This window comes from Staphylococcus epidermidis, from assembly GCF_006742205.1.
Lineage (GTDB): Bacteria > Bacillota > Bacilli > Staphylococcales > Staphylococcaceae > Staphylococcus > Staphylococcus epidermidis.
Window position 1 is genome coordinate 2161239 of the sequence record NZ_AP019721.1, and the last position, 14217, is coordinate 2175455.

General features: G+C 33.3%; 15 protein-coding genes. 5 read left to right on the forward strand and 10 right to left on the reverse strand.

The genetic code is table 11. The annotated features are described in order from the left end of the window. Positions 1-4: 4 nt before the first annotated feature. Positions 5-1336, forward strand: coding sequence for a hypothiocyanous acid reductase MerA (gene merA / locus FNL83_RS10620; RefSeq protein WP_002484563.1), 1332 nt, complete (start codon positions 5-7; stop codon positions 1334-1336). A gap of 325 nt (positions 1337-1661) precedes the next feature. Here the strand turns inward: merA and FNL83_RS10625 are convergent, their stop codons facing one another. The 6 genes from FNL83_RS10625 to pta form a co-directional block, all read right to left on the reverse strand. Further along, complete coding sequence (locus tag FNL83_RS10625) at positions 1662-2003, reverse strand: YuzB family protein (RefSeq protein ID WP_001832090.1); 342 nt, start codon at positions 2001-2003, stop codon at positions 1662-1664. 213 nt (positions 2004-2216) lie between these two features. Further along, positions 2217-3293, reverse strand: coding sequence for a phosphomevalonate kinase (locus tag FNL83_RS10630; protein ID WP_001832075.1), 1077 nt, complete (start codon positions 3291-3293; stop codon positions 2217-2219). Between the two features lie 12 nt (positions 3294-3305). Next, positions 3306-4289: a diphosphomevalonate decarboxylase gene (mvaD, locus tag FNL83_RS10635; RefSeq protein WP_001832151.1), complete on the reverse strand. Its 984-nt coding sequence runs from the start codon at positions 4287-4289 to the stop codon at positions 3306-3308. A 4-nt stretch (positions 4290-4293) separates the two neighbouring features. Continuing rightward, complete coding sequence (mvk, locus tag FNL83_RS10640) at positions 4294-5214, reverse strand: mevalonate kinase (protein ID WP_001832069.1); 921 nt, start codon at positions 5212-5214, stop codon at positions 4294-4296. A gap of 706 nt (positions 5215-5920) precedes the next feature. After that, positions 5921-6760 carry a lipoate--protein ligase family protein gene (locus FNL83_RS10645; RefSeq protein ID WP_001832052.1) on the reverse strand — a complete coding sequence of 280 codons (840 nt, stop codon included), beginning with the start codon at positions 6758-6760 and terminating at the stop codon, positions 5921-5923. Beyond that, positions 6760-7749 (reverse strand): phosphate acetyltransferase, encoded by a 990-nt coding sequence (gene pta, locus FNL83_RS10650; RefSeq protein WP_001832032.1) that lies wholly within the window; start codon positions 7747-7749, stop codon positions 6760-6762. The genes FNL83_RS10645 and pta overlap by 1 nt, the downstream gene beginning before the upstream one ends. Positions 7750-7919: 170 nt before the next feature. On the opposite strand from pta, the gene hemQ reads away from it, so the two are divergent. The 4 genes from hemQ (at position 7920) to FNL83_RS12125 (ending at position 10917) form a co-directional block, all read left to right on the forward strand. Next, entirely contained in the window at positions 7920-8669 is a 750-nt protein-coding gene (hemQ, locus tag FNL83_RS10655) for a hydrogen peroxide-dependent heme synthase (protein ID WP_001832113.1), read from the forward strand. A gap of 501 nt (positions 8670-9170) precedes the next feature. Next, a complete protein-coding gene (locus FNL83_RS10660; protein ID WP_001832039.1) occupies positions 9171-9935 on the forward strand; it encodes a threonine/serine exporter family protein in 765 nt (254 codons plus the stop codon). 12 nt (positions 9936-9947) lie between these two features. After that, entirely contained in the window at positions 9948-10400 is a 453-nt protein-coding gene (locus tag FNL83_RS10665) for a threonine/serine exporter family protein (protein ID WP_001832133.1), read from the forward strand. A gap of 379 nt (positions 10401-10779) precedes the next feature. Continuing rightward, the gene (locus FNL83_RS12125; protein WP_011082604.1) at positions 10780-10917 is read left to right on the forward strand and encodes a transposase; all 138 of its coding nucleotides are present in this window, start codon (positions 10780-10782) and stop codon (positions 10915-10917) included. A gap of 153 nt (positions 10918-11070) precedes the next feature. On the opposite strand, the gene FNL83_RS10670 is transcribed toward FNL83_RS12125, so the two are convergent. The 4 genes from FNL83_RS10670 to FNL83_RS10685 form a co-directional block, all read right to left on the reverse strand. Next, positions 11071-12561: an APC family permease gene (locus tag FNL83_RS10670; protein ID WP_001832531.1), complete on the reverse strand. Its 1491-nt coding sequence runs from the start codon at positions 12559-12561 to the stop codon at positions 11071-11073. A 115-nt stretch (positions 12562-12676) separates the two neighbouring features. Continuing rightward, complete coding sequence (locus FNL83_RS10675; RefSeq protein ID WP_002494334.1) at positions 12677-13045, reverse strand: DUF423 domain-containing protein; 369 nt, start codon at positions 13043-13045, stop codon at positions 12677-12679. 24 nt (positions 13046-13069) lie between these two features. Next, positions 13070-13429: a DUF5327 family protein gene (locus tag FNL83_RS10680; RefSeq protein ID WP_001832078.1), complete on the reverse strand. Its 360-nt coding sequence runs from the start codon at positions 13427-13429 to the stop codon at positions 13070-13072. A 9-nt stretch (positions 13430-13438) separates the two neighbouring features. Then, positions 13439-14089 (reverse strand): uracil-DNA glycosylase, encoded by a 651-nt coding sequence (locus tag FNL83_RS10685; RefSeq protein ID WP_002456854.1) that lies wholly within the window; start codon positions 14087-14089, stop codon positions 13439-13441. Between the last annotated feature and the right edge of the window lie 128 nt (positions 14090-14217).

Here is a 14217-nt window from a genome sequence, read left to right on the forward strand (position 1 = left end):
AACCATGAAAAATTATGATTTGATTATTATTGGTTTTGGAAAAGCAGGTAAAACATTAGCGGCACATGCTGCTGGTCATGGACAAAAGGTTGCAGTGGTAGAACAATCAACAAAGATGTATGGTGGTACATGCATTAATATCGGATGTATACCTACTAAAACATTAATTCATGATGGTATTGAAGGTAATTCATTCAAAGAGTCTATTACTAGAAAAAAAGAAGTCGTACAAGCATTGAATAACAAGAACTATCAAGGCTTAAATTCAAAGAACAATATAGATGTTCTAAATTATAACGCCAAATTTATTTCTAACGAGATAATAGAACTACAGGATAGTAATGGAACAATTCAAGAAACAATTACCGCAGATAAGATATTAATCAACACTGGTTCACGTGCGAATATCCCAGATATCAAAGGGATAGATACAGCTCAAAATATATATGATTCTACAGGATTACTAAATATTGACTATCAACCTCAAGAACTTGTTATTATTGGTGGCGGTTATATCGCTCTCGAATTCGCTTCAATGTTTGCAAATTTTGGAACACATGTAACAATTCTTGAGCGTGGTGATGCTATCATGACAAATGAAGATCAAGACATTGCAAATCTTATTGTCAAAGATTTACAAGATAAAGGTGTGACTATAAACACTAATACTAGCACTATTGCATTTTCAAACAATAAAGATCAAACTATCATACACACAAATCATGGAGAAATATCAGCTGATACTGTGCTCTTAGCCACAGGTCGTAAGCCAAATACAAATCACTTAGGTCTTGAAAATACAGATGTAAAAATTGGAAAACAAGGTGAAGTGATTGTAAATAAACATTTGCAAAGTACAGTGAAACACATATACGCTGCAGGTGACGTTAAAGGTGGATTGCAATTTACGTATATTTCACTCGATGATTATAGAATCATTAAATCGCATCTATTTGGTGATGGTTCTAGAACAACTGAAAATCGTGGCGCAATACCTTATACTGTCTTTATTGACCCTCCCCTATCTAGAGTAGGACTAATTGCAAGTGAGGCTAAGTTACAAGGATACGATATTCTAGACAATAAAGTCTTTGTCAGTAACATACCCCGTCATAAAATCAATAATGATTCCAGAGGTTTATTTAAAGCAGTGATTAATAAAGATACAAAAGAAATTTTAGGAGCGTCATTATATGGCAAAGAATCAGAAGAACTGATTAACTTAATCAAACTTGCTATAGATCAACATATTCCTTACACAGTATTAAGAGATAATATATACACACATCCGACAATGACCGAATCCTTTAATGACTTGTTTTTAGAACCACTTTGATCTTTGATCATTAGTGGTTCTTATGCAGGTGATTTTACCTCCTGCGTTCCTCTCCATACTTTGATCTTTGATGATTAGATACTACAAAAATATAGGAATTATCTATTACGAATATTTAAAATTAAAGACCGATGAATTCCTTTTTAGAACTCATCAGTCTTTAATAAGAATATGATAGTATTCATATCTAATGCGACAACCTACCATATTACAAAGTAATGAAAATTAAATGGTTTAATATATTAGTATTTGCAACTTAATTATGTACTACTAACATTAAAACCACCTGCGACATTAATTCATGTCACAGGTGGTTTTGATTCATTTATTTCTCTGCTTTGCGCTTCTTTAACTTTTCCTTAAGTTTGCGATCTTGTTCTTCTTTACGACGTTTTCGTTCTTCGTTACGTTTTCTTAGTCGCTCTTCTTCTTCTGGATCACGTGGTTTTTTTAATTGTTTTGTAACCTTTTCCATAAGTTCTTCTTCGGTTAACGCAGCAAGTGGTCGATTATTGACAAATGCAAATGTTTTACGTCGACCTGGTCCACAATAAGATTGACAGCCTATTTCAATTTCAGCTTCCGGATCTAATTTTTCTAATTTTCGCTTCAAAGACTTTAAATTTACAGCCTGACACTCATCACAGATTAAAAATTTATTTTTCATCTTGCTACCCACCTTTCTATATAAACTCTTCCACCATCATCGTTAATATAACTCTATTTATTTTACTCTTTTTACTATAAAATTCAAGATACTTTTCACTTTAAAATTCATACATACCATATACTAATTAAATAAGAAAGTGGAACTGAATACACAGTCCCACCCCCGGTTGAGCCTCGAACCCTAAATGACTTATATCACGAGTTACTTTACTTATTGCCCGTGATAAATTTTAAATTTCAATGGTTTGATATCATTCATTTGCCATTCGTTATAAATAATATTTTTATCAATTACCTTGTTGATAATAGTAATGCCACAATCGCCACCACCAGCACCTGAAGTTTTAGAAGCGCCACCGTGCTTTTCACCGACATCACATAATTTTTTTAGCTTATCTGTTTCAATTTCAACTGATGCTTCGTTATCCATAGATTGAATAATACGTCTGTTTATACGTATCATCTTTTGAACACCTTTGATATTATTAGTTTTAAAAGCTTGGATTAAACTTTCTACACAAGCATGAGATTGATCTAAAAAATCACCATAAAAACTTGGATCTGATTTTAAACGTTTGACCTCACTCACTAAGTGTGGAGAAGAAGCTGGAGACCCAGTCCATCCAATAAGGACTTCCATATTTTCGGGAGCTTGTAAAGGTTCGATATGTAAGCCTGGCCAATTTTTTTCCAAAACATCATTCACCGATGTTTCTTCCATTTGCTGTTTCACCCAGTCATGGTCAAACGTACTATATGCAAGCCAACCACTGTAGACACTAACCGCAATATCGCCACATGAACTTAAACTTTGTAATTTCATATTTGCAATTACAGCTAATTTATAAATATAAAGGTTTGATAATTCCAAACCATAGAATTCATTCAAAGCTTTAACAACAGATACTAAAACAGCGGCGCTTGAACCTAATCCGTACTTCTGACCAGAGTTATCTGCTAAGTTACTATCAATGGTTAAATGAAAGTGCTTTAAATTCATATTGCAACTGCGCACATACTGTTCAAACACTTCTATAGCTGTCACAACATATTTCAGTTGCTTAGCAGCTTGAACATCTGAGATTTCAATTCTATCTTCATTACGGTCAAATTTAACTGGTTCATAATGTAATGTTTTGGAATGAATACTACCTTCAACTTTATTTGACGCCTCAATTGTCGCCGTTACAAAGCGATTTACTGCAATAAGAATAGATTTATATCCTGGTTCGGTTACTGCATACTCGCCTGCAATATAAAGTTTTCCGGGGGCTTTTACCTGAATCATTCTATCTCTTCCTTACTTAATAATTTCAACACCAGAGCTAATGATATCACTTGCTATAATCTTCGATTCGTCAAATACTTTTAAAAATTGTTCCATCACAGCTTGTTTATTTTTCTTTTCTACTAAAACTTTTACATTGGGACCCGCGTCCATTGTAAAGTAACAAGGTAAATTGGCTTTTCGACACTGTTCCACAATCGCCATAGCATCGTAGCTTTCTTGCACTAAATACGTGAAAGGAGGTTGAGCGCCTAAGTTAGTGGCATGCATACGTAAACCATTTGCTTCAATGACTTCTCCTAAGCGTTGAAAATCTTGATTTTTGACTGCCTCTTTTGCTTCATTTAAATCTTCATCAACGTGATCCAACCAATATTGATAAAATCTAGAAGTATCTCTTGTTAGTGACATTCCTGACCTACTAGATACTTTTTTTGACTGATTGTTAATCACTACAAATATCATTGATAAATCTTTTTCCCAACCATTGGAATTAATACCATGTGCATATGAAGTTAAATCATCATGCCCTTTTTCCCATTCGGCAAATCCACCAAAAATACTTCTAGAAGCAGAACCTGAACCACGTCGAGCTAATCGTGATAAGTCTGTATCTGATAAGTTCAATGACAAAGCTTCATTACAAGCGGCAGCTAAAGCAGCGTAAGCACTCGCTGAAGAAGCAAGTCCTGCTGCTGTTGGCACATAATTTTCACTTTCAATTCGCGCATGCAAACGATTTCCAGCCAAATCTCTCACTATATTCATATAGTTTTGAATCTTTTCTTTCTCTTTGGCATTCACTTCATTACCATTTAAAATAAGGCAATCTTCAGTAAAATCAGGGTCAAATGTCACTTTTGTTTCAGTATAAAATCTATCTAAGGTAACTGATAAACTATTATTCATAGGAATAATGTAAGTTTCATCAGCTTTCCCCCAATACTTAATCAACGCAATATTTGTATGTGCTCGTGCTTTGCCACTTTTCACCAATGATTTAACCTCCTAAATGTTCAATCCATGTATGTGCTGCGCCAGCTTTTTCAACAGCAGCAACAATAGTCTTTGCAGTTTTTAAATTTTCCGCAAGAAGAAGCATGCTGCCACCTCTTCCTCCACCAGTTAGTTTACCAGCAATGGCACCATGTTCTTTCCCAATTTGAAGTAATTTTTCTATTTTATCGTGACTTACTGTTAAATGTCTCAAGTCTTCTTGACATGCGTTAAATATGTCAGCCAAATGATGGAAATCATGCTGTTCAATCGATTCGCTAGCACTGTGAACAAGTGTACCAATGTGCTCTATATATTTCATATATTCATCAGATTCACATAATACATGAACATCTTCTACTGCTTGTTTGGTAGAACCCTTTACTCCAGTATCAATGACAACCATATAACCATTTAATTTTAGTGATTTTAATTTTTCGGCCTGCCCTTGTTTAAACCAGACGGGTTTATTTGACACAATCGTCTGCGTATCAATACCGCTTGGCTTACCATGTGCGATTTGCTCCGCCCAATTTGCTTCTTTAATCAATGTTTTGTCATCTAAAGGTTGATCCATAAAATCATAACTGGCGCGTACAAACGCTACTGCTACTGCAGCACTTGAACCTAAACCTCTTGATGGAGGCAAATTAGTTTGAATTTTTACTGATAGTGGTTCTTTCACTCCACTTTTTTCAACAAAGCGATTAATGATAGACTTTAGATGTTCGGGGGCATCGTATAACATTCCGTCATATACGTCACTTGTGATAGAAGAATAATTACCTTCATCTAAACTTTCAATGAGGACTTTAATTTTTCCAGCATTAAATGGAATTGCGATTGCCGGTTGACCAAATGTAACTGCGTGTTCACCCATTAGAATAATCTTTCCAGTAGATTCTCCGTATCCTTGTCTAGTCATGTTTTCTCACCTTTATATACCTTCTTTAAAATATCACTTCATAAGATGTACTGACGATGTTAGAATGATTGACTTGCTATTTTACGTGATATTAATTTAATTTCTTTACATATTCATCTTGATAGATGTCACTTAAATGTCAATTTTATCGAATACATTTATCATATCGCCAATAATCAAGCGTTCATTATAACTATTTAAAAGTAAAATAACAACAAAAGGGCATAATAACTTTTTGTTTAAGTTTTCACAACACTTTAATATTATAAAACTCTTTTAAAGAGTTATCAAAATCATGAAATATATTTACCTTAAATGACAATTTTGTAAACATCGTTAAATTTTTTACTAAAGTTTTTAAAATTTTCCACCTCAACTATAATACTACAAATTTGTGATAGAATATATATCATTTTCTAACAAAGTCATCTTAACTTTTGTTTGAAAGGTATTTTTATTAAACAAAATAGTAGTAAGATTGAATTCAAATTGAATTTGTTGTCCTCTTTTAACCTCGAATAACACTTGCCTATTTTGTTGAATTTCTATGTGAAATTTTCTTGGTTAGAACCCCGTCTTGATTGAAAATTAATAAAAAATTATTTTCTATTCACATCAACTATCACTGCTAATACGTAAAAAAACCTGGGACAATCATTTTGTCCCAGGCTTATCATTTTATGACTTATCTATAGTGTCACACTTGCTAAAAATCTAATTTTTCATTCATTTTCGCATTGCGTTCTAACATCTTATCATAATACCCTTCGTAACGTGTCCACTCGTCTTCTGTAATAGGATCCATATTTAAGTTTGCCCCTAAATCTTTTAGTGCATATAATAATAAAAACATAACATCTTGCACTTTAATTTCTCTATTTAAAAGGGTTTCTAAAGATGCCATACATGAGGGATCTATGTCTGGATAGTGAAATTTAGTAGTCTCCCCTTTAAGCGCACGTTGATAAAACTGTTGCATCATTAATGCCCGTTCTGAGCCAGAACCTTCAATACATAAGTATATTTGCACTGCGATACCACCACGTACTCGTCGCTGCGAAATCCCGGCAAATTTCTTATCATTAATACTTAAATCAAATTTTCCTGGGCAATACGATTGCTCAATTTCTTTAGTATCGATACTAACATCTTCATCCTCAAACATTTTATTAATCAATAAATACATCACTGTAAAGGCTTCATCAATAGTCGTTTCGGTTTGTCCTTTAAAAATCAAAGATATGTTTAAAATTCCTTGATCTAATACGACACCCAAGCCACCAGAATTCCTAACAATTGCATTATATCCTTGTTCATCTGTAAGAAAACGAATACCATCACTTAAAAATGGTAAACGCGAATCATGAATGCCCAAAATCACGGTGTGTTGATGTATCCACGTTCGTACTACATTACAAGATAAATCTTTACCAACGCTTTCGGAAAAAGTGTCATCAAACGCAAAAGATTGCATGGGCTCTAAACCACTTGAATGATCGACATAACGCCAGTTGATTTGATTAAAATATTTAGTTGCTAAGTCCATTATTGTAAAGCTTGAGCAGCTGTAATAATAGATAAGTTATAAACGTCTTCAGTTGAGCAACCACGAGATAAATCATTGACTGGAGAGTTTAATCCTTGTAGGACTGGTCCTACTGCATCGTATCCACCTAAACGTTGAGCAATCTTATAACCAATATTACCTGCTTCTAGACTAGGGAAAACAAATACATTTGCATCACCTTGAATTTTTGCACCAGGTGCTTTCTTCTCTGCTACGCTAGGAACAATAGCAGCGTCAAATTGGAATTCTCCATCAATAACTACATGATCTAATTGATCTGCTTCAGCTTTTTCTTGAGCTAACTTCAATGCTTCTTGCACTTTAGTAACATCATCCGATTTAGCAGAACCTTTTGTAGAAAAGCTTAACATAGCTACTTTAGGGTCCATTCCAAAGCTTTGTGCTGATTTAGCACTCTCTACTGCAATTTCAGCAAGTCCTTGAGCATCTAATTCTGGATTAATCGCACAATCTCCAAAAATATATTGTTCGTCGCCTTTAATCATAAAGAAAATACCAGATGTTCTAGATACACCAGGTTTAGTTTTGATAATTTGTAATGCTGGTCTGACTGTATCTCCAGTAGAATGTGCAGCACCACTCACTAAACCTTCAGCCTTTCCAGTATACACAAGCATTGTTCCGAAATAATTTACATTATCTAATAATTCAACTGCTTGTTCTTTAGTTGCCTTACCTTTACGTCTTTCAACAAAAGCATCTACAAGCTCATCTTTAAGTTCACTCGTTGCTGGATCTATGATTTCAATTTGAGTTAAATCTAAAGCGTGTTTAGAAGCAAGAGATTTAATATTATCTTCGTTTCCTAGAACGATAGGTGAAACATAGTCAGTTTTTTGTAGCTGAGTCGCAGCAATGAGCACTCGTTCATCTTCACCTTCAGGTAATACTATTTTTACATTTTTCCCGGATAATTTGTCTTGTAATACAGATAATAAATCAGCCATAATATCCTCCTTAATTCTCTCTTATAATAACGTTTACATAGTAAATTATACGTTATTTTTCATCAGAATTCCATTTCGCTTTTGTAAACATTTTTTTAGTAGTTAAATGACTGTTTGTGATAGAATTTGATATGAATCCAATAAAAATTTTGAAAAAGGAGCGAATAATAATGAGTGAAGCAGCAGAAACTTTAGATGGTTGGTATAGCTTACATTTATTTTATGCAGTAGACTGGACAACTTTTCGTTTAATTGCTGAAGATGATCGTGAAGCAATGATTACTGAATTGGAAACATTTATTAAAGATAAAACAGTTGCTAGAGAATCACATCAAGGTGATCATGCAATTTATAACATTACAGGTCAAAAAGCGGACCTTTTACTATGGTTTTTACGTCCAGAAATGAAAGAGTTAAATCAAATTGAAAATGAGTTTAATAAATTACGTATCGCAGACTATCTCATTCCAACTTATTCCTATGTGTCAGTGATAGAATTAAGTAATTATTTAGCAGGCAAATCTGATGAGGATCCTTATGAAAATCCCCACGTTAAGGCACGATTATACCCTGAATTACCACATTCTGAATATATATGTTTCTATCCAATGGATAAACGACGCAATGAAACTTATAACTGGTATATGTTACCTATCGAAGACCGTAAAACTTTAATGTATAACCATGGGATGATAGGTCGTAAATATGCTGGTAAAATCAAACAGTTTATTACAGGTTCAGTAGGTTTTGATGACTATGAGTGGGGTGTTACATTATTTTCAAATGATGTACTTCAATTCAAAAAAATTGTCTATGAAATGCGTTTTGATGAAACGACTGCTCGTTATGGCGAATTTGGTAGTTTCTATATTGGTCACATTCTAAACATCGAAGACTTCAAACAATTTTTTAGTATATAAGTTAAAGTGAAAAATTAACCCTACACACTAGGATTATAATCTACTAGTGTGTAGGGTTTTTAATATGTAAAAAGATAACACCTTATCTTAAATTTAATGACTATAAAAAATTTAAGAGCCTGTACAATTAAGATGTACTAGGCTCTTATGTTGTAGTATCCTTGGGAGAACTTTAAATCACTACTACGTATATAGTTAACCTCATAGAATATACCGTCGCTACTCAATATATTCACTGTCATCGTTAACTAATATTATTTTAACCTTTTTGAAACATTTGAAACATTATAGAAAGGTAAATGTACAACTATAAAGTTTTTTTTAATATTTATTATAAAATTCACCTATAAATCATTATTTTATCTGCTTAACTCTATGAAAATGACTTTAAATAACAAGTTGCACGTCATGTAAACCTCAAGGGTTGTGGCGTTTTCCTAAAACCTTTACTATAATTATAATAATGATTTATTCTTAATTTTAAAAAAATTTGGTGATGAAATGAATAAGGATACAATTGAAACATCTCGTGAAGCATTGATAAAAGATGTTGTTATGATTGCTGCTCGTATATTACTTGAATCTGGAGCTGAAGGTACACGGGTAGAGGATACCATGGCACGTATTGCTACAAAATTGGGCTATCCTGAAAGTAATAGTTTCGTGACTAATACTGTAATTGAATTTGTTTTACATAATGAAGCATATCCTCGGTTGTATAGAATTAAAACTCGAGATACGAACTTAATAAAAATTTCTCAAGCTAATGAAATCTCACGTCAAATTACAAATGGCACAATGACGCTTGAAGAAGCTAAGTATCAATTAGAGGAAATATATGTTGCTAAAAGAGATAGCAGTCTCCCTTTTAAAGGAATTGCCGCAGCAATTATCGCTACGAGCTTCCTCTATCTACAGGGAGGTCGTCTGGTTGATATCATCACAGCTGTATTAGCTGGAACGATTGGATACTTAGTAGTAGAAATATTAGATCGAAAGCTACACGCACAATTTATTCCAGAATTCATAGGTTCTTTGGTAATAGGTATTATTTCTGTAATTGGACATGCATTTGTTCCTAGCGGAGATTTAGCTACAATTATCATTGCAGCGGTCATGCCGATTGTACCTGGAGTACTGATTACAAATGCTATCCAAGATCTATTCGGAGGACATATGTTAATGTTTACTACAAAATCTTTAGAAGCTTTAGTCACCGCCTTTGGTATAGGCGCTGGTGTAAGTTCAATATTAATTTTAGTCTAGGAGTGCACTCATATGTTTTGGATATTTAATTTTATATTTAGCTTTCTTGCTTCACTCTTTTTCTGTGTCATATTTGATGCCCCTAGGAAGTTGTATTTTGCTTGTGGCTTTGTCGGCGCTTGTGGATGGATGGTTTATACTGTATTATTTAACGGCTTTGAACTCCATACGATTTACTCAAGCTTTTTCGGTAGTTTAGCGTTAGGTTTACTTAGTCATTATATGGCCCGTCGAAAAAAAGAGCCTGTAATTATTTTTATGGTTACAGGTATTATACCTCTGGTTCCAGGAGGACTTGCTTATGATGCCACTAAAAATTTAGTGTTATTACACTTTGGAAAGGCGATTAACACAATGCTTGAAGTGACATTAATAGCAGGTGCTATTGCTTTAGGTTTATTATTTGCTGATCAAATTTCTAAAATCGTTATTTCAGGTTTTGCTCGTACCAGAAAAAGATTGTAATATCAATAAAATCATTCGCTAAAAAATTAACGTTACTCTAACCAATTAAATTTATAGTTAAATATTGTTAAAAAATATATGATAAATAAAAAGAGGTTGGAACATAATTCCTAGCAAAATAGCCAGTAAATGAGTTTTCATAAATTCATTTACTGGCTTTTTTATTTACAATGCTTCGTATTGTTGGCTCGCTTTCTTAGGGGACAGCTTCAGCCTGTAGTCTTCAGCTTGTCCTGTTCCCTCAAGAGTCTCGCCAAAATACTTTGTGCTTATATGTAATTTTATATTAAAATACTTTAAAAAATAAGGCCTTTTCGTATAATTTAATAAATACCAATAAACTAAATTAACCGGGTGCCTTATGTATAAAGAATATAACATGACTCAACATACTCTACCAATAGAAACTTCAGTTCTTATCCCCACAAATAATATTTCACGACATGTAAATGATATTGTAGAAACAATTCCCGATACTGAATTCGATGAATTCAGACATCATCGTGGCTTAATATAAGAAAAGTAACAGCTCAACGAACTGAAAATAATCAAAAAAAATTATAAAAAAGACAATTTCTATATTATTTCAATAGAAATTGTCTTTTTTTACTTATCTTGGACCTTTTTGTTCCAGCCTCTTTATAAAATTGTCACGAAATAACTTTTAAATCTATTTATTCGTTGAATTAGATTGACCAGGTTCATGAACCATCTCTAAAACTTCGTCTTCAGAATGATTTAAAATCAATCGACTCAATTCATCATTATTCATTTTCTTAAGTTTTGGCAAGCGAATGATAAAAAAGATTAATCCTATTACCAACCAAATTCCTAAAGCGATGTATGATGGTATCGAAAGTGCTGCAGGAGAACCTGGAATAAGCAATAAACATAAGAACACAAAGGATACAATCGATCCTATAATACCAAAAATTTTATAAACTGGTGCATACGTATTACTCTGTTTATTAAAACTAAATAATTTCGTAGCAGATAAACAAGTAATAAAATATGCAATTGAAACACCTGTAGATGACATATCTACAATCCATGTTAATGCCGTTCTACCTAACCAAGGAGCAATTAAAGATACAGCTACTAGGAAGATAATAGCGACATATGGTGTTTTATGTTTACTGTGTAATTTACTAAATACTGTTGGCATAATGCCAGAGCGCCCCATTGAAAATAATAAGCGACTCGAACTCATTAAAAATCCATTTAATCCAGTAAAAATCCCCATAATAATTGCCACTGCTAATACTGCAAGGCCAATAAAACCGAATGCATCTTGAGTCACTGCACCTGTAAGCCATAAGTTACCATTTAAACTTGTTGCTTGTGTACTTAGCCAGCCTGTGTAAAGTAACATCACTACATAAGTGAGTGACGCAGCTAGTAAACTATAAACAATAAGTTTAAACGTCTTGTTAGGAGAAAAGTTAAATTCTTCAGCAGTTTGCGGTATATTATCAAACCCTACGTACGCCCATGGTGCAATAGAGACAATCATAATGATTGATTGAAACCATCCTTTATCTACACTTGCTAATGGCTCTAAATGACTCAAACTAAAGTGACTGCTAAAGAAAGAACCTATAAACATAAGTGCAACTACAAGGACCATTGCAACACAGAAGTAATATTGTAACGAACCAGACACACTGGCACCTCTAATAGTAATCAACATAAACACTATAAGTAGCACAGTTGCGATAACAATTTCAGTTATGTAAACATCCCAACCAGCTACTGTATATAACTTACCGTTGTTCAAAACATTTGGTAATAAAAATTTAATCAACAAACTGAATGCTGTCGCATTTAACGCAACAACACAAACATAGCCAAATGTTAAAAACCATGAAGAGAAAAAGCTTACATATCTTCCAAAACTTAAAAAACTAAAAGCAAATGCGCCACCAGAAACAGGAAATTTTTCAACGAGTGCGCCATAACTTACAGCAATAAGAATCATCAATAACGCACCGATTACTATACCTATTGAAGAAGCAATAGGCCCTGATTGTTTAATCCAATCTCCTGGTAATATAAAAGCGCCCCATCCGATACACGAACCATATGCAATAGCCCATACAAATTTCTCGGAAAGATTCTGCTTAAGGTTACCTCTATCTACATTGTTATTTTTATTTTCCATAAATAAAACTCACCTCGAGAGTATAGTATACCCTAAAAGGTGAGTGAATTAACTCATGAACTTTTACCATTAAATTGTAAAGATTGTCATATTGTAACATGATTATATGAAGTGATTACCCAGCGAATTTAAGTGTAGCAATCACAAGAACAAGCCAACCAATTATAAATAGAACACCACCTATTGGCGTAATTGCACCTAAAATACGAACTTGTGTTAAGGCTAAGAAATACAAGGAACCACTGAAAAAGACAATACCAAAGAATAATAACCAACCAGCCCAATTTACATTAATTGATGTTGTACCACTTATTAAACCTATAACTAACAGACCTAATCCATGATACATTTGATAAGTTGTTGCTTTTTCCCATATTGACATGTATTTATCTGATAATTTATCTTCCAACCCATGTGCTCCAAATGCGCCAGTACCGACAGCCATCATTGCATTTAATGCACCTAAAATAATAAAAACTTTCATCATTTTGAATGTACTCCTTTATATTTAAAAATCAAAAATAGATTCACCATTACCAACTTGATCATCTGTAATCATCATATTATTAGAAGTATGATGCTTTTTCATTGATTGTGGTACTTTACCACCCATTGCTTCTATTTCAGCTGCAGTTACATGATGTTTTTGTGAAGACTGTTGTTTCATCTCATAATCATCTTTGATATTACTATTCATTGGTTTAGAATGATTTAATTTCTCTATTGTAGAACGACTTTGATGAGAACTAACAAGAGATGTGAGCATGTGTATAGCATACATATGCTTTTCAAATTCCGTATCTGTCTGAGCTTCATCTGCTTGTATCAATTCTTGCTCAATCAATTGTAGAATCTGTTCTTTGTTCATTATTCTCACCTAACTTTCACACCACTGAACTGGTGTTTTCCCTTTAGATTTTAAATAGTTATTTGTAGTTGAATAAGGTTTAGAACCAAAAAATCCTCTAAAAGCCGATAGTGGACTAGGATGTGGCGATTTAATGATTAAGTGTTTAGATGTATCAATGAATCGTTCCTTTTGTTGAGCCGGTCTTCCCCACAGAATAAAAACAACATGCTCACGATAATTAGAAACAGCTTGTATGATTTCATCCGTGAATGTTTCCCATCCAATATTTCGATGTGAATGTGCTTCACCTTGTCGAACAGTCAATACCGTATTTAATAACAAGACACCTTCTCTTGCCCAGTCTTGTAAATGAGGCGAAGTTCTATGACACCCTATATCATTTTCTAGTTCTTGATACATATTTCTTAAAGATGGTGGAAATTTAGCATGAGGTTGCACTGAAAATGCTAAACCATGTGCTTGATTAGGACCGTGATAAGGATCTTGCCCTAAAATAACAACCTTGATATCTTCAAACGGCGTTAAATCAAATGCTTGATAGATATTTTGTATATCTGGATAGACGGTTTGAGTCGTATATTCTTTTTCTAAAAAGTCATGCATCGCCTGAAAATCATGGCGCGTTGTTATATCATGAAATACCTCTGACCATTTCATTCGTTTTCACCTCAAGCTACATTTTAACATATTCATATTAGAAAAATGACTGATTTTATAAGCATTAATTTTTGTAAACTTTTATATGATTCAGGTTTACAATAAGCGCATTTTTATCTATATTACAA